Origin of the sequence: Streptomyces sp. 2P-4, from assembly GCF_030167965.1 — a bacterium.
Classification (GTDB): Bacteria; Actinomycetota; Actinomycetes; order Streptomycetales; family Streptomycetaceae; genus Streptomyces; species Streptomyces globosus_A.
The window spans coordinates 2498751-2516081 of record NZ_CP095011.1; the positions used below are offsets into that span (position 1 = coordinate 2498751).

A 17331-nucleotide genomic window follows, 5' to 3' on the forward strand; every position below is an offset into this window, starting at 1 on the left:
ATGGAGCCTCCTACAGGGCCGGCCGCGGCCGGCCCGCGGGGGCGGGCCGGACGGGGTGCGGCAGGACGTCCGTCAGATGCCGCGGCGGCGGCGCGCCCGGCGGACGACCGCGGCCGCGCCGAGCAGCGCCACCGTCGCGCCCGCGGCGCCCGCGGCGGTGGCGTCCTTGCGGCCGAGCCGCCGGCCCGCGACCGTGTGCCGGCCCGCGACCTCCTGGAGGAGTTCGGCCAGCACCTCCTCGTTGGTCCAGCGCGGCCGCCAGCCGGCGGCGTGCAGCCGGCTGACGCTGACCACCCAGGGGTGCATGGTGTAGGCGAGGTCGCCGGCCGGGGACGGCGTCAGGCCGATCCGGTGCAGCCGGGCCGCCGCGCCGAGCGCGACCGCCGAGGGCAGCTCCATGCGGCGGATGCCGCTCAGCTCCTCGACCTCGTCCTGCTCCAGCCAGCCCTCGCAGCCGACGGCGAGCTCGCCCTCGACCTTCTCCAGCGCCGCGTACTCCAGGGCGCTGACGAGGTCCTCGACGTGGCAGAACTGCCAGGTCGGGCGGGATCCGGCCACGACGAGGAGGCGCGGGGACTCGAAGTAGCGGGTCAGGGCGGTGTCGGTGCCGCCGACGAGGACGGCGGGGCGGACGACGGTCACGTTGAGGCCCGGGTGGGCGCGCGGCGCGCGGCGGCCCAGCCGCTCGATCTCCAGCAGGTCGCCGACGCCGGTGGCCTCGGCGGTGGCCCGCAGCTCGGAGTCCTCCGAGAGGGGGAGGTCGTTGTCGGGCAGGGCTCCGTAGACCATGGCGGAGGTACAGAGGACGACCCGGTGGACGCCGGCCGCGGCGGCCGCGGTCAGGACGGTCTGGGTCCCCCGGACGTTGTACGCGGTGCGGGCCGCGGGGTCCGTCTCCAGGTCGAGGTCGAGGGCGAGGTGGACGACGACGTCGCTGCCGCGCAGCTTCTCGGCGATGGCGGGGTCGCGGACGTCGAGGACGTGCCACTGGGCGGCGGCGCAGTCGCCGCGCCGCTCGTCGATGGCGACGACCTGCTTGACCTCGTCGGAGGCGGCGAGGCGGCGGACCAGGGCGGCGCCGACGCCGGAGGCGGCGCCGGTCACGGCGATCACCGGGCTGTTCCGGCGGGGGCCCGCGTGGTTTCGCGGCTGGCGAACGCCGTGGGCGCTGTCACCGTGCTCGGGGCGGTTCTCGGCGTCGTCGGGCTCGTGAACCTGCGGATCTGGGGAACTCACCAGGCGTCTCCAGCGGTTGTCTTCAGTAGGGACGCGCCCGTGACGCGTACCCACCAGGTGATGTCCATCCTGCCGCAGCCCAGGAGTCGGCGGAGCACCGAGCCCGGAACCGGGAGTGGTGTCTACGCTGGTTGGTGTTGTCGGACCACTTGCCCGCCGGCTCCCGCCGGCGGCCCTACGAGCCGAGGAAACCCGTGAGCGACACCCCATTCGGATTCGGCCTTCCGCCGGAGGAGCCGGAGAACGGCGACGAGGGCAAGAAGAAGGGCGGGCAGGGCGGCCCGAATCCGTTCGGGTTCGGCGGCTTCGGCCTGCCCGGCGGTCCGGGCGGCCCGGGCGCCGGGGACAACCCGTTCGCGGCCATGTTCGGCGCGATGAACCCGGCCGACCTCGGCGCGGCCTTCCAGCAGCTGGGCCAGATGCTCAGCTACGAGGGCGGCCCCGTCAACTGGGACATGGCCAAGGACGTCGCCCGCCGGACCGTCGCGCAGGGCACCCCGGACGGCGTGAAGGACACCAGCGTCGGCATCGCGGAGCGCTCCGCCGTGGAGGAGGCCGTGCGCCTCGCCGACCACTGGCTGGACGACGTGACCTCGCTGCCCTCCGGCGCCACGACGGCCGTGGCGTGGAGCCGCGCCGAGTGGGTCGAGGCGACCCTGCCGGTGTGGAAGGAGCTCGTCGACCCCGTCGCCGAGCGGGTCGGTGCGGCCATGGGCGGTGTCCTGCCGGAGGAGATGCAGGCCATGGCGGGCCCGCTGCTCGGCATGATGCGCTCCATGGGCGGGGCCATGTTCGGGCAGCAGATCGGCCAGGCCGTGGGCGTCCTCGCCGGCGAGGTCGTCGGCTCCACCGACATCGGGCTGCCGCTGGGCCCGGCGGGGAAGGCGGCCCTGCTGCCGCTGAACATCGAGGGGTTCGGCAAGGACCTCGGCGTCCCGTCGGAGGAGGTGCGGCTGTACCTCGCACTGCGTGAGGCGGCGCACGCCAGGCTCTTCGCGCACGTGCCGTGGCTGCGCTCGCACCTGTTCGGCGCGGTCGAGGGGTACGCCCGCGGGATCAAGGTCGACACCTCCAAGCTGGAGGACGTCGTCGGGCAGATCGACCCGACCAACCCGGAGCAGCTGCAGGAGGCGCTCCAGGGCGGCATGTTCCAGCCCCAGGACACCCCCGAGCAGAAGGCCGCGCTGGCCCGCCTGGAAACGGCGCTCGCGCTGGTCGAGGGCTGGGTGGACGCCGTTGTCCACGCGGCGGCCAAGCCCCGCCTCTCCTCGGCGGACGCCATGCGCGAGACCATGCGCCGCCGCCGCGCCTCGGGCGGCCCCGCGGAGCAGACCTTCGCGACGCTGATCGGGCTGGAGCTGCGGCCGCGCCGGCTGCGGGACGCCTCCCGGCTGTGGGCCTCGCTGACGGACGCCCGCGGCGTCGACGGCCGCGACGGCCTGTGGGAGCACCCGGACATGCTGCCCACGGCCACCGACCTCGACGACCCGGACGGCTTCGTGCACCGCGAGCACCTGGACTTCTCCGAGCTCGACAAGATGCTCGGCGAGGCCGCAGAGCGGCGCGGCCGGGACGGCAAGGGCGGGCAGGACGCCAAGGACGGGCAGGGCGGGCAGGGCGGGCAGAACGGCCCGGATGGCCCGGACGGCCGGGAAGGCGAGGACGGCGGCGAGGGCGAAGGAGCGAAGTGAGCCTCCACGAGGACGCGGTCCTGACCCTCAAGGGGTACGAGGGCGTCGACGGGGAGCAGCGCGCCCTGCGCGACGTCTACCTGGAGCACCTCGCCGCGCACCCGGACGGGATGTACAAGCCGTGCCGGGCGGGGCACGTCACCGGCAGCGCGCTGGTGGTCGACCCGTCGCGCGGCCGGGTGCTGCTGACCCTGCACCGCAAGCTCGGCATGTGGCTGCAGATGGGCGGCCACTGCGAGCCGGGCGACGCGACGCTGGAGGCGGCCGCGCTGCGCGAGGCCGTCGAGGAGTCCGGCATCGGCTCCGGCCTGGCGCTGCTGCCGGGCGGGCCGGTGCGGCTCGACCGGCACCCGATCCCGGCGCCGTGCAACTGGCACCTGGACGTGCAGTACGCGGCGCTCGCGCCGGCCGGTGTCGAGGCGGAGATCAGCGACGAGTCGCTCGACCTGCGCTGGTTCCCGTACGCGGAGGTCGGCGCCGTGGCCGACACCTCGGTCGTGCGGCTGGTGGAGGCGACGCTGGCACGGCTCTGACCGGCCGGATGTGAAGGCAGGCGAGGGGCGGCCCGCGGTGTGCGGGCCGCCCCTCGCGCCGTACTCGGGGCCGCAGGTGCGGCCGTCGGGCCGTCGCGGTCAGTTCCAGGCGTTGTTCTGGTTCTGGCCGCGCGCCCCGTGCTGGCCCACGCCGAACTGTGCGGCGACGCCCTGTCCGAGCTGGGCGTTCTGCGGGGGCAGCACCTCGCTGGGCTGCACCAGGGCGAAGCCGGTGCCGAGGAAGCTGAGCTCCCAGCCCTCGCCGGTGCTGCCGCGGCGGCGCCACACCCCGCTGGAGTGGGTCTGGGCCTGCATCTGCACGCGCAGCGAGGTGGACCAGGCGACGACGGCGTCGGCGTCGGCGTTGACGTACTTCTCGGGCGTGACCTGGAGCATCAGCGGCTGCCCGGAGGTCATCAGGGCGACCTTGCCGCGGCCCGAGATGTTCAGCTGGTACTTGCCGGAGCCGGAGATGCCGTACTGGCTGTCCACCGCGATGACCTCGGTGTGCAGGGCGGAGTCCAGTGCGAGGACGTAGCTGCTGTCGACGGTGAGGCCCTCGTGGTCGACGTCGACGACGTGGACGTACTGGGCCAGGTTCGCCAGGTAGACGGTGCCCTGGCCGGAGCAGCGCATCAGGTCGAGGCCCTCGCCGGTGTTGCGGCGGGCGCTGCGCTGGCTGCCGCTCTGGTACTCGCCGTCGAAGTCGATCAGGCCCTGGTAGGCGACCATGGCGCCCTTGCGGGCCAGGACGTCGTCGGTGCCGGTCAGGGAGACCCGCAGCAGCTGCGGGTTCTGGACGGCGTAGCGGTCCGGGGACTGCTGCTCGGCGTGTGCGAAAAGTGAGCTCTGCATGGTGGTGTCCGCTCCCCCTCAGCCCCGGGTCCGGAGCCGGTCGCTGCTGTCCTCGCTGGGCTGTACGACGACGATGCCCTGGCCGGAGAAGGCCATCTGGTAGGCCTCCCCGCTGCCCCGGCCGATCATCGACGAGGCCTTGAAGCTGCGCTTGCCCTTCACCTTGAGGTTCGGGGACCAGGCGACGAGCGCGTCCGGGTCGACGTACGTCTCGTCCTCGCCGCGGCCGCAGTCGACGACGATCGGGGTGCCGCGCGAGGTGATCGCGACCCATCCGGTGCCGGCGACCTGCACGTTGAACAGGCCCTGGCCGGCGAACTTGGCCAGGCCCTTGACGCGCTCGACACCCCACTGGAGGTGGGCGTCGAAGGCGAGGAGGTTGGTGCCGTTGACCGAGAGGGCGTCGTTGTCGAGGTTGACGACGACGACGTCCGCGCCGTAGTCGGCGAGGTAGAGCAGGCCGTCGCCGCTGCACTTCATCACCGGCGCGCCCTCGCCGGTCAGCCACTGCGAGGCCATCTGGCGCAGGGCCGGCGGGTTCGGCTCGTACTGGATGAAGCCCTCGTAGGCGACCATCGACCCGGTGCGGGCGAAGAGGTCCTGGCCGGTCTGCATGGCGACCTTGAGCATGGACGGGCCGTGGTTCTCCATGCGGGCCGTGACGGGGGTGGGGGCGTAGCCCGCGAGCTGCTGGTTCATTGCGTTCATGACGGGCTCCCTCAGACCTCGTACGGCTGGACGACGATGAAGTTGCCGGGTGCGCCGCGGAACTGGAGGTTCACGGTCTCCCCGCTGTGGCCGGGGTAGGCGTTGCGCCGCAGTCGGACCTGACTGGAAACGATCACCTGGGAGGCGGCCGACCAGGCCACGATCGCGTTGCTGTCGGCGAAGGTGGTCGGGGTGACGGGAAGCACGACGGGCGTGCCGTGCGTCTTGACGACCACGGTGCCGGTGCCCTGGAAGAGCATGGTGAAGAGGGCGCCGCCGGGGATGCCGTGGCCCTCGATGCGGCGGACCTCGTGGTGCAGCGACTCGTCGAAGGCGAGGACGTTCTCGGCGGAGACGCAGATGCCGTCGCCCTGGAGCTCGACGGTGTGCAGGTGGGCGCCGTTCTCGGCGAGGAAGACCTGGCCGCGGCCGGTGCAGCGCATCAGCTGCATCTCCTGGCCGGTGGCGTTGCCGACGACGCGGCCGGCGAAGCCGGCGCCCTTGTAGCTGAAGTCGACCTTGCCCTGGTAGAGGACCATGCTGCCCTGGCGGGCGAGGACGGGCTGGCCGCCCATGGCGAGGTCGACGCGGACGAGCTGCTGGTTCTGCGCGGTCCAGCGGGCGCCGGTGGGGGCCTCCTTGTACACCTGCAGTGCTGCGCCGAGGCCGGGGCCGGCGGCCCGGGGGGCCTGGCCGGGGACGGGCTGCGGGTACGGGCCCGGGGCCTGTGCCGGGACCGGGGCCTGGCCGTACGGGGCCGGCTGGCCGGGGACCTGGCCGCCGAAGGAGGGCTGGGGCTGGTGCGGGGGCTGCTGGCCGTAGGGCTGCGGGACCTGGCCGTACGAGGGCTGCGGTGCCTGGCCGTAGGACGGGGTGCCGGGCTGCTGGCCGTACGGAGCCTGGGCCGGCGGGGCCGGCGGGGCGATCGGCGCGGCCATGGTGGGGGCCGAGTGCACCGGGGCGGCGGGGGCCGGCTGCTGGTACTGCGGTACGGGAGCCTGGGGCTGCTGGGGGGCCTGCGGCTGCTGCGGGGCCTGCGGCTGCTGCGGGGCGGGCGGAGCCTGGGGCGCCGGGGCGGCGGGGGCGGCGAACGACGGCGCCGGGGCGGCGGGGGCGGCGAACGACGGCGCCGGGGCGGCGGCCTGCGGCGGCGCGAAGCCGGGCGCCGCGGCGGGGGCGGCGGCCGCCGGCGCCTGCTGCTCCGGCTCCTCGGCGACCTCGCCGCCGAAGTTCTGCAGCAGGGCGGCGAGCCCGCCGTCGAAGCCCTGGCCGACGGCGGCGAAGCGCCAGACGTCCTTCAGGTAGAAGTCGCCGAGCATCACGGCCCGCTCGGTGCTGAACTCGGCGCCGGAGAAGGAGTACCGGACGACCTCCTCGCCGCCGGCCACGATCCGGATGTAGCCCGGTCCGATCTGCGACATCTGTCCGTCGCCGTCGATGGTGGCGGTGAAGGACAGCTTGTGGATGTTCGCCGGGATGCGGTCCAGCGTCACGCGGAACGACTCGGTGTCGCCGGCCTGCGCGCCGAGCTGCTGGATGGACTCCTCCGGCGACTTCGGCTGGTTGTAGAAGACGAAGTAGCGGTCGTCCGAGAGCCGCTCATCGGCGTCGAGGCCGAAGCAGCTGATGTCGAAGGCGAGCCCGGGGCCGGCGATCTGCACACCCACGTACAGGTCGGTGCCCGCCGTGAGATCGCTGATCCTGGCCTTGTGACCGCGTTGGAATTCCCTGGCCATACGTAACGACCGTCCCCCATCCCGACAGTGAATTGCGTGGCGCACAGGCTAGCCGCATCCGACGACATCCGGCCAAGCCGGTATCAACCCGGTATCCGGCGCCAGCGGCGGGCAGGCCCCGGCGGCGTGCGGGTGCGCGCCGCCCTTCCGGCTCATCCTCCGCGCGCGGGCGGCACGTTGGGGTGCCGTTCCGCCGCGGCCACCCCTTCCAGGTAGCCGCGGGCCCGCTCGGTGCGGGGGTACGCCTCCAGGAGTTCCCAGAAGCGCGGTCCGTGGCCGGCCACGAGGAGGTGGGCGAGCTCGTGCAGCAGCACGTAGTCGACCACGTACTCGGGCATCCCCTGGAGGCGGTGCGAGAGCCGGATGCTGCCCTCGGCGGGGGTGCAGGAGCCCCAGCGGGTGTTCTGGTTGGCGACCCAGCGCACCGAGCTCGGGCGGGCGCGGCCGCCGAGGTACTGCCCGGACAGACGCTCGGCGCGCCCGATCAGTTCCCCGTCGCCCACGGTGTTCCGGCTCTCGCGGGCGGCGAGCTTGTCGAGCATGGCCCCGACCCAGCGCCGCTCCTCCGCCTCGGACATCCGGGCGGGGATGAGGACGATGGTGCGGTCGCCCTCCCGGTAGGCGGACACGGTCTTGCTGCGGCGGGCGCTGCGGCGGACTTCGACGGCGCGCTGCGGTGGGTCGGCGGACACGCCTTCGACCGTACCCGGTCGCGGCGGGCGGGGGGTCCGCGCTCCGCGGTTCGGACGGGGCCGACGGGAAACGGTGCGGAAGAGCGCGGAACGGCGCGGAACGGCGCGGAACGGCGTGAAATACGTGCCCGTTCTCCATCTCATATGCCTTATAGGCCTTGCCTGTGGACAAATACGGGCGGCCGGGGCCGGGTGCGGGCACTGTTGCGGGGACGGGTGGCCGAGGCGGTGCGGGGCGATGGGCGGACGTACCGGAGGAAGGGGAAGCCGTGTATCCGAAGGTGAAGCCGGCCCTGGCGAGGGCGTGGCGCGATCTGCAGACGGTCCAGTTCGGGGTGACACCGGCGCACGCGGTGGTGCTGGGCCCGGTGGACACGGCGACGGGGTCGCTGATCGACCGGATCGACGGGACGCGGGGCATGGACCGGCTCCGCGAGGAGGCGTCGGCGATGGGCCTGCCGGCGGGGCAGGCGGACGGGCTGGTGCGGCGGCTGGCGGCGGCCGGGCTGCTCGACGACGCCACGGCGGGCGGCCCGCCGGCCCAGGCGGTGCGCAGCAGGCCGGAGACGCTGGAGCGGCTCGGGCCCGACCTGGGGTCGCTGTCGCTGGTGCACCGGGAGCCGGGGGGCGACCTGCGCGGGGTGGCGGCGCGGCGGGCGATACGGGTTGTGGTGCGGGGCAGCGGCCGGGTGGGCGGTGTGCTTGCGGCGGTGCTGGCGGCTGCGGGTGTGGGCCGGATCGAGGTGCTCGACGGGGGCCGGGTGGAGCCGGCCGATGTCGCTCCGGGCGGGCTGGGGCCCGGCAGTGTCGGCCGGCTCAGGGCCGAGGCGGCGGCGGCGCTGGTGCGGGAGGCGGCCCCGGGGCGGGCTCCGCGGTCGGCCGGGAGGGGCGGGTACGAGACGGGGCCGGCGCTGGTGGTGGTCGCGCCCCGGGACGGGCTCCAGTCCTGGGCGCCGGATCCGGGGGTGGCGGCCGACTGGATCGCGACCGGGGTACCGCACCTGTACGCGGGGGTACTGGAGGGCACGGGGGTGGTGGGTCCGCTGGTGCTGCCGGGGGTCACGGCGTGCGCGGGATGCATGGAGCGGGAGCGCGTCGACCGGGATCCGGCCTGGCCGCGGATGCTGGTGCAGTGGCGCTCGGCCCACCGGCGCCGGACGGCGGCCGCCTGCGATCTCGGGCTGGCCACGGCCGTCGCGGGGCTGGCCGCGGCCCATGCGCTGTCGTTCCTCGACGGGGAGCTGCCGGCCTCCACGGCCGCCCGCTGGGAGGCTGCCCTGCCGGCCCTGCACTGGGAGCGGACGGCCGTGGCGCCGCATCCGGACTGCCCGTGTGCGGCGGCGGTTGTGCCGGCGGGGCAGGAGGCGGGGGCATGAGGGCGGCGGGCGTGAGGGCGGCGGGCGGCGGCTGCCCGCGGGCCGGCGGATGCGGGCCGGAGGGGCCGGGAGGGGCCGGGAGGGGCCGGGAGGGGCCATGACAGGATGCGCTGTGACGCAGGTGCGGGGAGGGCACCCCGAACCGCCGCCTGCGGCACGGCACTCTGGGAATTGGAGGGGCGCATGTCTGATCTTCCCCGGAAGGCGGTCACCCGTACCGTCAAGCTGGCCGCTCTGCCGCTCGGCATCGCGGGCCGGGCCACCTGGGGGCTGGGGAAGCGGATCGGCGGCAAGTCGGCGGAGATCGTCGCGCGCGAGATCCAACAGCGCACCGCCGACCAGCTGTTCCGCACCCTCGGCGAGCTGAAGGGCGGTGCCATGAAGCTGGGGCAGGCGCTCTCCGTCTTCGAGTCGGCCCTGCCGGAGGACTTCGCCGGTCCCTACCGGGCGGCTCTGACCAAGCTTCAGGAGGCGGCGCCGCCGCTGCCCGCGCAGACGGTCCACCAGGTGCTGGCCGAGCGCCTCGGGCCGGAGTGGCGTGAGTCGTTCCGGGAGTTCGAGGACGAGCCGGCCGCGGCGGCGTCGATCGGGCAGGTGCACCGGGCGGTGTGGCACGACGGCCGGGAGGTGGCCGTCAAGGTGCAGTACCCGGGGGCCGGGGAGGCACTGCTGTCGGACCTGCGCCAACTGGGGCGGTTCGCGGGGCTGCTGGGGCCTCTGGTGCCGGGGATGGACCTCAAGCCGCTGATCCACGAGATGCAGGAGCGGGTGGCGGAGGAGCTCGACTACGCCCTGGAGGCCGAGGCGCAGCGGACGCACGCGGAGGCGTTCGAGGACGATCCGGACGTGGTGGTGCCGCGGGTGGTGCACCAGGGCGAGCAGGTACTGGTGACGGAGTGGCTGGAGGGGACCCCGCTGTCGGAAGTGATATCCGGCGGCACCCGGGAGGAGCGGGACCGTGCGGGGCAGTTGCTGGCCCGGTTCCTCTTCACCGGCCCGGCGCGGACGGGGCTGCTGCACGCGGATCCGCATCCGGGCAACTTCCGGCTCATCGAGGGGGAAGAGGGCCGGCTGAGGCTGGGCGTGCTGGACTTCGGCACGGTCGACCGGCTGCCGGGCGGCTGGCCGGAGCCGATCGGCACCTCGCTGCGGATGACGCTGGAGGAGGACGCCGAGGGGATATACGGGCACCTGTGCGGCGAGGGGTTCGTGCGGGAGTCCATCGAGCTGGATCCGCAGGCGGTGCTGGAGTACCTCAAGCCGATCGTCGAGCCCGTCGAGGCGGAGGAGTTCACCTTCACGCGGTCGTGGCTGCGCGGGCAGGCGGCCCGCATCGCCGATCCGCGGTCCCCCGCACACCAGTTGGGCCGGCAGATCAACCTGCCGCCGTCGTATCTGCTGATCCACCGGGTGACGCTGAGCACCATCGGGGTGCTGTGCCAGCTCGGGGCGACGGTGCGGCTGCGCGGCGAACTGGAGTCGTGGCTGCCGGGGTTCCTGCCGGGGGAGTGAGCGGGCGGGGGCAGCGGCCGGCGGTCACCACCAGGACGAGTCGAGGCGGCCCTCGATCGCGCGGAGGTTGGCGCGGGCGCAGTCCACGCAGAAGTACTGTCTGGTCCCGTTCTCGACGGAGCAGGTCCAGGTGGGCGGGGCGCCGCCGGGGGACCGTGTGCCGCAGCGCGCGCAGACGGCGGGCTCGGGCTCGGTTCCCGACGGGTCGGGAGGGGGGGTCTGCTGGTCCACCTCCAGACGATATCCCCGCCGCGGCTGCGCGGCACCGCAACGCACCGGGGGGACCGGTCCGTGCGGACCGGTCCCCCCGGAGTGGCCGGTGCGCCGCCGGTTCGCCGCCGGGGTGGTGGCGGCGGGGCGGCGCGGCGGCTGCTGCTCGTCAGTGCATGACGGCCATGGCGAGGGCCCGCCGGGCGCGCAGCGAGACGCGCTCGGCTCGCCGCTGCATGCGGCGGGCGGCGACCAGGCGCAGGGCGCGACGCTCGGCGTCGGCCTCACGCATCCGGTCCTCCATATGGGCACGGGCCAGGGCTTCTGGGATGAGTTGCATTTCGCGGGTCCTGTTCTGACGCGAGGTGATCGCGCCGGTGGTGGTGAAGTCTGCGGGGGCGGAGCCGTGCGGCTTCTCGCTCGTCGTGTGGGCGGTCATGGGGGCCTGCTTCAGGGGGTCGTGCGTCAGGGGGCGGTCGATGGTTCCGGTGGCTTTCATGCCGAGGCAACCGGGTTCTTGCGCGGGCGGCCGCGGGGCCGCTTGCGGGCCACGACCACGCCCTGGACGAAGAGCTCGCCGCCCCAGACGCCCCAGGGCTCGCGGCGCTCCAGCGCGCCGGCGAGGCAGGCCTCGACGAGCGGGCAGGTGCGGCAGAGGGACTTCGCGTACTCGACGTCGGCCGGGGACTCGGCGAAGAAGACCTCCGGGTCGTAGGTGCGGCAGGCGACGGGTACGCCGAGGTTCTCGATGGCGTCGTCGAGCGCGGTCAGCGCGGTGAGGGGAGTCAAGGCGGAGTCCTCCGGGACTGCGGGCGGGGAGATCGTCTGGGTCTGCGGTACGGACGGGGCGTGCGCTTCGAGTTGCACGGTGTTTTCTTCCTCGTCTTGTTCGTCTAGTCGTTCCGGCCCGGTTCGGCCGGGGGCGGCTGGTACCTGGTCTTGCCAGTCCCGAGGCTCCTTCGGTCTGCCGTCCCCGTTCGGGGACAAACAGAAGGGCCGCGGATCCCGGGTGGGGTTCCGCGGCCCTGAAGGCGCCGGCCTGATCGCTGGATCAGGCTGGATCACTCCAGGGTTCGAGCCCACGGAAGGCCCACATCAGGTGGTGCTGCTGCTTCGTCTGCTTCGTCTTGGATCCGGCACCGGCCGCGGCAAAGCCATAGGCGTGAGCCTGGGCTTCTGCCTTTACTGCCACCGGTGCCTGGGTCGGTCGCTCATTCCGCTCGCTCGCGAGCAGCGCGGCGGGCGCGGCAGGCAGGACGCAGCTGTCGGCGGAAATCGCGGACAGACCGGTACCCGTGAGCGGGAGGAGCGAGGAGGAGCCGAGCGTGCAGGAAGCGGCGACCGAGCGATCGGTCATTGCGGTGGTGTTGATGAAGCTGGTCACTGGTCTCGCCTCCTCTCGGCGTCTCGGGGACGGGGCCCGGGGGCCTGTCCCATGCGTATTCGGATAAGTACAGCACAGAGCCGGAGCTTCTCAGAAGCCACCGTTTCCGTTGCTAAGAACCTATGGGGATCCGGCGGGCATGTGCAAACTATTTTTCCGACGAGTTTTCACGCGTCGGCGCCGCCCCCTCCGGCGGGCTCCCTGCCTGCGCAGATGGCGAGGACGTCGGCCCCGTACCGGTCGAGCTTGCGGCCGCCGACTCCGGGGATCACCGCCAGCTCCCCCGCCTCGCCGGGCGCCGCTTCCGCGATCGCCATCAGCGTCTTGTCGGTGAAGACGCAGTAGGCGGGCAGGCCCTGCCGGCCGGCCTGGATCCCGCGCCACGCGCGCAGCCGCTCGTACAGGCCCTCGTCCATGTCGGACGGGCAGTCCTCGCAGCGCATCAGCTTCATCTCGCCGGCCTCGGTCAGCGTCCGGCCGCAGACCCGGCACCGGACGGGCCCGCGGCGGGCCCGCCCGCGGGCCGGGCCGCGCTCGACGCCCGCTCCTCCGCCGCTTCCGGGGCGGGAGGCGCGGCCGCCGGAGCCCGGGCGCAGGCCGTTCAGGAAGCGGCTGGGCACGCGGGAGGGCCTGCCGCCCGGGGAGCGCGAGAGGGCCCAGGAGAGGGTCAGGTGGTGGCGGGCGCGGGTAACCCCGACGTAGAGGAGGCGGCGCTCCTCCTCCACCTGCTCGTCGGTCTTGGCGTAGGTGATCGGCAGCATGCCGTCGGTGAGGCCGACGAGGAAGACGGCGTCCCACTCCAGGCCCTTCGCCGCGTGCAGCGAGGCCAGGGTGACGCCCTGGACGGTCGGGGCGTGCTGCGCGGCCCGGCGCTCCTCCAGCTCCACGGCGAGGTCCGCCAGGGTGGCCCCGGGCCGGGCGCGGGCGAAGTCCTCGGCGAGGCGGACCAGCGCGGCCAGGGACTCCCACTGCTCGCGGACGGCCCCCGAGCCGGCGGGCGGCTCGGGGCGCCAGCCGGTGGAGCCGAGGACGGCGCGGACCTGGGCGCCGAGCTCGACGACGTCGTCGAGGAGGGGGTCGTTGCCGGCGGAGCGGGCGGCGCCGCGCAGGGCGAGCAGCGCCCTCTGCACCTCGGCCCGCTCGAAGAACCGCTCGGCGCCGCGCAGCCGGTAGGGGACGCCGGCATCGGCGAGGGCCTGCTCGTAGACCTCGGACTGGGCGTTGATGCGGAAGAGGACGGCGATCTCGCCGGCGGGCACGCCGGCGGCGATGAGGTCGCGGATCCGGGCGGCGGTGCCCTCGGCCTCGGCGGGCTCGTCGGCGTACTCGGCGTAGACCGGGTCGGGTCCGGGCTCGCGCTGGGAGACCAGTTCGAGGCGGTGGTCGGCGGCCCGGCCGCTCGCCTGGGCCAGCAGCCCGTTCGCGAGGTGGACGACCTGCGGGGTGGAGCGGTAGTCGCGGACCAGCCTGACGACGGTGGCGTGCGGGTAGCGGCGGCGGAAGTCCAGCAGGTGGTCGGGGGTGGCGCCGGTGAAGGAGTAGATGGTCTGGCCGGCGTCGCCCACGACGCACAGGCTGTCGCGGTCGCCGAGCCACAGCTCCAGCAGCCGCTGCTGGAGGGGGCTGACGTCCTGGTACTCGTCGACGACGAAGTGCTGGTACTGGCTGCGGACCTGCTCGGCGATGTCGTGGCGGTCCTGGAGGATGCCCACGGTCAGCAGCAGCACGTCCTCGAAGTCGATCAGGACGCGGTCGCGCTTGAGCTGCTCGTACATCCCGTACAGCTGGGCGATCTCGGCCGGGTCCCGGGGGGCCTCGCGGCCCGCCTTCCGGGCGGCCGCCGGGTAGTCGGCGGGGACGGTCTGGGTGGCCTTCGCCCACTCGATCTCGCCGGTGGCGTCGCGCAGCTCGCCGCGGTCGAGGCGGATGCCGCAGCGGGCGCCCGCCTCGGCGACGAGCTGCACCTTCCGCTCGACGAGGCGGGGCGGCTCCCCGCCGATCGCCCGGGGCCAGAAGTACTGGAGCTGGCGCAGGGCGGCCGAGTGGAAGGTCCGCGCCTGGACCCCGCCCGCGCCGAGCGCCCTCAGCCGGCCGCGCATCTCGCCGGCCGCCCGGTTGGTGAAGGTGACGGCCAGCACACTGGCCGGGGCGAGCTGCCCGGACCGGACGCCGTAGGCGATGCGGTGGGTGATCGCCCGGGTCTTGCCGGTACCGGCTCCGGCCAGCACGCACACCGGTCCGCGCAGGGTCGTGGCGACCTCGCGCTGCTCCGGGTCCAGGCCCTGGAGCACCGCGTCGGCCGGGCCGTCGGACCCCCCGGTGCCGGAAGGGAAGGACGGGAAGGGCGTTGCTGCTGTCACCCCGCCATGCTGCCAGGTCCGCCGGTGCGGGCGGGACCGGCCGTCCACAGGCGGGCCGCCGCGGTCGTACTTGACGTACCGGGCGCCCCGCGGGTGCGGGAATGGCTCCGGGGTCCCGTACGTTCGAGTACTCGGACCACCCCAGGCCCACACCCCACGAAGGAGCGCAGCATGCAGGACACGGGTTCCGTGACGATGTACAGCACGACCTGGTGCGGCTACTGCCGCCGGCTGAAGAGCCAGCTGGACCGGGAAGGCATCGCGTACAACGAGATCAACATCGAGCTGGACCCGGAGTCCGCGGCGTTCGTCGAGAAGGCGAACGGCGGGAACCAGACCGTCCCGACCGTGCTCGTCGTCTCGCCGGCCGGCACCGAGTCGGTCATGACGAACCCCAGCCTGGCCCAGGTGCAGCAGGCGCTCGCCGTCTGACCGCGGCCCCGTCCGCGGACGGGCCCGAGTGCGGAAGGCCCCCGCCCGCCGGCGGGGGCCTTCGCGCGTCCGCGTCCGCGAGCGGGGGCGCGAGCGGGGGCGCGAGCGGGGGCGGGGGCGGGTGCGGTCGGTTACGCGGTGCGTGCGAGCGGCCGCGGCAGGGGCTTGCCGTACCAGCGCTCGACCAGCCGGGCCGCGATGGAGATCCCCGACGGGGGCAGCACCTCGCCCGACTCGATCGCCTGCCGCAGGTCCTCCCGGGAGAACCAGCGGGCCTCCTCGATCTCCTCGCCGTCGACGGCTATCTCGGAGGAGACGGCGCGGGCCGTGAAGCCCAGCATCAGGCTGTACGGGAACGGCCAGGGCTGGCTGGCGACGTACTCGACCTCCCCGACCCGGACGCCCGCCTCCTCCCAGACCTCGCGGACCACCGACTGCTCTATCGACTCGCCGGGCTCCACGAACCCGGCCAGCGTCGAGAAGCGCCCCTCCGGCCAGTGGACCTGCCGGCCCAGCAGCGCCCGGTCCTGCCCGTCGGTGACCAGCATGATCACCGCCGGGTCGGTGCGGGGGTAGTGCTCGGCGCCGCAGCCGGGGCAGCGGCGGATGTGCCCGGCGGCCGCGACGACGGTGCGCTCGCCGCAGCGGGAGCAGAAGCGGTGCATCCGCTGCCAGTTCTCCAGGGCGACGGCGTGGACCATCAGCCCGGCGTCGCGCGGCGACAGCAGCATCCCGGCCTCGCGCAGGCCGGCGGGGCGGGCCGACTGGTCCATACGGCCGGGCAGGGAGTCCTTCTGGAGCGCGAAGTACCGCACGCCGTCCTCGTCGGTGCCCAGGAAGTAGCGGTGCGTTTCGGTGAGCGGCGCCTCGAAGGCCGGGGTCATGACGATGCCGGTGCCCCCGTCGGGGGTGTCGTCGATCAGGACCTGGCCGCCGGAGACCACGAAGACCCGCGTCGTCGGGTGGCTCCAGGCGGCGGCGAGCCAGGCCTCGTCGAGGCGGTGGTGCGCGGCGCGGTCGATGCCGCCGGGCTCGGCGAGCGTGATCGGGTGCTCGGTGTGGGTGCTCACAGGTGCTTCCAATTCCCCCGGGGCGTGGTCGGGCAGGCTGGGTGGCGCGTGACTCGTGCGGCTCTTGGGTGCGGTGCGGTGCGCGGCGCGGGCAGCGGGGCGGGCGGGCCGGCCGGCGCGCCGGTCTAGGCGGCGGGCCTCCAGTGGGCGGCGAGGTCGGTCCACAGGTGGGCGGCGGTCTCGACGCCCTTGAGGAGCAGGTCGAGTTCGACCTTCTCGTTCGGCGCGTGCCAGCCGTCCGACGGCACGGAGATGCCGAGGAACAGCACGGGCGCACCGAGGACGTCCTGGAGATCGGCGGCGGGCCCGGAGCCGCCCTCGCGGGTGAAGCGGACCTTCTGGCCGAAGGCGCGCTCCATGGCGCGGACGACGGACCGCAGCGCCGGGTGGCCGAGCGGGGTCAGGCAGGGCCGGGTCGGGGCGCCGAAGACGAGGGAGTGGCGGATGCCGTCGGGGACGCGGGCCGCGACCCAGTCCCGCACGGCGGCCTCGATCTCGTACGGGTCCTGCCCCGACACCAGGCGGAACGACAGCTTCAGGTGGGCGGAGGCGGGGACGATGGTCTTGCCGCCGGGGCCCTGGTAGCCGCCGCCGATGCCGTTGACCTCGGCGGTGGGGCGGGCCCAGACGCGCTCCAGCGTCGAGTAGCCCTTCTCGCCGGCCGCGGCGTGCGACTTGGCGGTGCGCAGCCACTCGTCCTCGTCGAACGGCAGCTCGGCGATCAGCTGCCGCTCCTCGTCCGTCAGCTCGGCGACGTTGTCGTAGAAGCCGGGGATGGCGACCTTCTCGTCGGCGTCGTGCAGCGCGGCGACGAGGCGGGCGGCGACGGTGGCCGGGTTGGGCACGGCCCCGCCGAAGGCCCCGGAGTGGATGTCCTGGTCGGGGCCGTGCAGGTCGATCTCGCAGTCGGCGACGCCGCGCATGCCGGTGCAGACGGTCGGGGTGGTCTCGGACCACATGCCGGTGTCGGAGACGATCACGACGTCCGCGGCGAGCCGGGCGGCCTCGCGCTCGACGAGGGCTCGGAAGTGCGCCGACCCTGACTCCTCCTCGCCCTCGACCAGCAGCTTCAGGTGGACGGCGGGCGCTTCGGCGCCGGTCGCGGCGAGGTGCGCGCGGACGCCGAGCGTGTGGAAGAACACCTGGCCCTTGTCGTCCGCGGCACCCCGGGCGTACATGCGGCCGTCCTTGACGACGGGCTCGAACGGCTCGGTGTGCCAGCCGTCGGCGAGCTCGGCGGGCTGCACGTCGTGGTGGCCGTAGACCAGCACGGTCGGCGCCCCCGGGTCGTCGCTGGGCCATTCGGCGAACACGGCGGGGGCGCCGGGGGTCTCCCACACCTCGGCGACGGGGAAGCCGGTCTTGGCGAGGTGGGCGGCGAGCCACTCGGCGCTGCGTCGTACGTCGTCCGCGTGCTCCGGCTGGGCGGAGACCGACGGGATGCGCAGCCACTCGGCGAGGTCCTCGAGGAAGGCGTCGCGGTGGGTGTCGATGTACGTGCGGACGACGTTGTCCGCCGGGGTTTCGCTCATGTCC

At 74.3% G+C, this 17331-nt stretch carries 17 protein-coding genes; 5 read left to right on the plus strand and 12 right to left on the minus strand.

What is annotated here, in order from left to right; translation table 11 throughout:
- Positions 1 to 72: 72 nt before the first annotated feature.
- Entirely contained in the window at positions 73 to 1236 is a 1164-nt protein-coding gene (locus MUK52_RS10440) for an SDR family oxidoreductase (RefSeq protein WP_114054071.1), read from the minus strand.
- Between the two features lie 194 nt (positions 1237 to 1430).
- On the opposite strand from MUK52_RS10440, the gene MUK52_RS10445 reads away from it, so the two are divergent.
- A complete protein-coding gene (locus MUK52_RS10445; protein WP_284575707.1) occupies positions 1431 to 2927 on the plus strand; it encodes a zinc-dependent metalloprotease in 1497 nt (498 codons plus the stop codon).
- Positions 2924 to 3460, plus strand: a complete 537-nt coding sequence (locus tag MUK52_RS10450; protein ID WP_114054069.1) for an NUDIX hydrolase — start codon at positions 2924 to 2926, stop codon at positions 3458 to 3460. Before MUK52_RS10445 ends, MUK52_RS10450 begins: the two co-directional genes overlap by 4 nt.
- A gap of 99 nt (positions 3461 to 3559) precedes the next feature.
- Here the strand turns inward: MUK52_RS10450 and MUK52_RS10455 are convergent, their stop codons facing one another.
- From MUK52_RS10455 to MUK52_RS10470, 4 genes are all read right to left on the minus strand, one after another.
- The gene (locus MUK52_RS10455) at positions 3560 to 4315 is read right to left on the minus strand and encodes an AIM24 family protein (protein ID WP_114054068.1); all 756 of its coding nucleotides are present in this window, start codon (positions 4313 to 4315) and stop codon (positions 3560 to 3562) included.
- Positions 4316 to 4333: 18 nt separating this feature from the next.
- Complete coding sequence (locus MUK52_RS10460; protein WP_114054067.1) at positions 4334 to 5014, minus strand: AIM24 family protein; 681 nt, start codon at positions 5012 to 5014, stop codon at positions 4334 to 4336.
- A 20-nt stretch (positions 5015 to 5034) separates the two neighbouring features.
- Positions 5035 to 6759, minus strand: a complete 1725-nt coding sequence (locus tag MUK52_RS10465) for a TerD family protein (protein ID WP_284575708.1) — start codon at positions 6757 to 6759, stop codon at positions 5035 to 5037.
- 152 nt (positions 6760 to 6911) lie between these two features.
- Positions 6912 to 7451 carry a M48 metallopeptidase family protein gene (locus MUK52_RS10470; protein ID WP_246042327.1) on the minus strand — a complete coding sequence of 180 codons (540 nt, stop codon included), beginning with the start codon at positions 7449 to 7451 and terminating at the stop codon, positions 6912 to 6914.
- 269 nt (positions 7452 to 7720) lie between these two features.
- On the opposite strand from MUK52_RS10470, the gene MUK52_RS10475 reads away from it, so the two are divergent.
- Positions 7721 to 8827, plus strand: a complete 1107-nt coding sequence (locus MUK52_RS10475; RefSeq protein WP_114054064.1) for a ThiF family adenylyltransferase — start codon at positions 7721 to 7723, stop codon at positions 8825 to 8827.
- A gap of 183 nt (positions 8828 to 9010) precedes the next feature.
- Complete coding sequence (locus MUK52_RS10480; protein ID WP_284575709.1) at positions 9011 to 10339, plus strand: ABC1 kinase family protein; 1329 nt, start codon at positions 9011 to 9013, stop codon at positions 10337 to 10339.
- Positions 10340 to 10363: 24 nt separating this feature from the next.
- Here MUK52_RS10480 and MUK52_RS10485 read toward each other — a convergent pair whose 3' ends face one another.
- The 5 genes from MUK52_RS10485 to MUK52_RS10505 form a co-directional block, all read right to left on the minus strand.
- Positions 10364 to 10570: a hypothetical protein gene (locus MUK52_RS10485; RefSeq protein WP_114054062.1), complete on the minus strand. Its 207-nt coding sequence runs from the start codon at positions 10568 to 10570 to the stop codon at positions 10364 to 10366.
- Positions 10571 to 10718: 148 nt separating this feature from the next.
- Complete coding sequence (locus MUK52_RS10490) at positions 10719 to 11048, minus strand: putative WhiB-interacting protein (protein WP_114054061.1); 330 nt, start codon at positions 11046 to 11048, stop codon at positions 10719 to 10721.
- Entirely contained in the window at positions 11045 to 11416 is a 372-nt protein-coding gene (locus MUK52_RS10495) for a WhiB family transcriptional regulator (RefSeq protein WP_114054060.1), read from the minus strand. The genes MUK52_RS10490 and MUK52_RS10495 overlap by 4 nt, the downstream gene beginning before the upstream one ends.
- 184 nt (positions 11417 to 11600) lie before the next feature.
- Complete coding sequence (locus tag MUK52_RS10500) at positions 11601 to 11933, minus strand: hypothetical protein (protein ID WP_428985394.1); 333 nt, start codon at positions 11931 to 11933, stop codon at positions 11601 to 11603.
- A 167-nt stretch (positions 11934 to 12100) separates the two neighbouring features.
- Positions 12101 to 14293, minus strand: a complete 2193-nt coding sequence (locus MUK52_RS10505) for an ATP-dependent DNA helicase UvrD2 (protein WP_502963553.1) — start codon at positions 14291 to 14293, stop codon at positions 12101 to 12103.
- A gap of 171 nt (positions 14294 to 14464) precedes the next feature.
- On the opposite strand from MUK52_RS10505, the gene MUK52_RS10510 reads away from it, so the two are divergent.
- On the plus strand, positions 14465 to 14725 hold the full coding sequence (locus MUK52_RS10510) for a glutaredoxin family protein (RefSeq protein WP_114054058.1): 261 nt from the start codon (positions 14465 to 14467) through the stop codon (positions 14723 to 14725).
- Positions 14726 to 14856: 131 nt separating this feature from the next.
- On the opposite strand, the gene nudC is transcribed toward MUK52_RS10510, so the two are convergent.
- Both nudC and MUK52_RS10520 read right to left on the minus strand, forming a co-directional pair.
- Positions 14857 to 15807 (minus strand): NAD(+) diphosphatase, encoded by a 951-nt coding sequence (gene nudC, locus MUK52_RS10515; protein WP_114054057.1) that lies wholly within the window; start codon positions 15805 to 15807, stop codon positions 14857 to 14859.
- Between the two features lie 113 nt (positions 15808 to 15920).
- Entirely contained in the window at positions 15921 to 17327 is a 1407-nt protein-coding gene (locus tag MUK52_RS10520; RefSeq protein ID WP_284575710.1) for a dipeptidase, read from the minus strand.
- Positions 17328 to 17331: the final 4 nt, after the last annotated feature.

What these genes read in the sequence shown, in the direction of transcription:
- MUK52_RS10490 (WP_114054061.1), bottom strand. Translation starts at nt 11,048, where the DNA reads ATGAAAGCCACCGGAACCATCGACCGCCCCCTGACGCACGACCCCCTG.
- MUK52_RS10520 (WP_284575710.1), bottom strand. Translation starts at nt 17,327, where the DNA reads ATGAGCGAAACCCCGGCGGACAACGTCGTCCGCACGTACATCGACACC.
- MUK52_RS10510 (WP_114054058.1), top strand. Translation starts at nt 14,465, where the DNA reads ATGCAGGACACGGGTTCCGTGACGATGTACAGCACGACCTGGTGCGGC.
- MUK52_RS10480 (WP_284575709.1), top strand. Translation starts at nt 9,011, where the DNA reads ATGTCTGATCTTCCCCGGAAGGCGGTCACCCGTACCGTCAAGCTGGCC.
- MUK52_RS10465 (WP_284575708.1), bottom strand. Translation starts at nt 6,759, where the DNA reads ATGGCCAGGGAATTCCAACGCGGTCACAAGGCCAGGATCAGCGATCTC.
- MUK52_RS10460 (WP_114054067.1), bottom strand. Translation starts at nt 5,014, where the DNA reads ATGAACCAGCAGCTCGCGGGCTACGCCCCCACCCCCGTCACGGCCCGC.
- MUK52_RS10455 (WP_114054068.1), bottom strand. Translation starts at nt 4,315, where the DNA reads ATGCAGAGCTCACTTTTCGCACACGCCGAGCAGCAGTCCCCGGACCGC.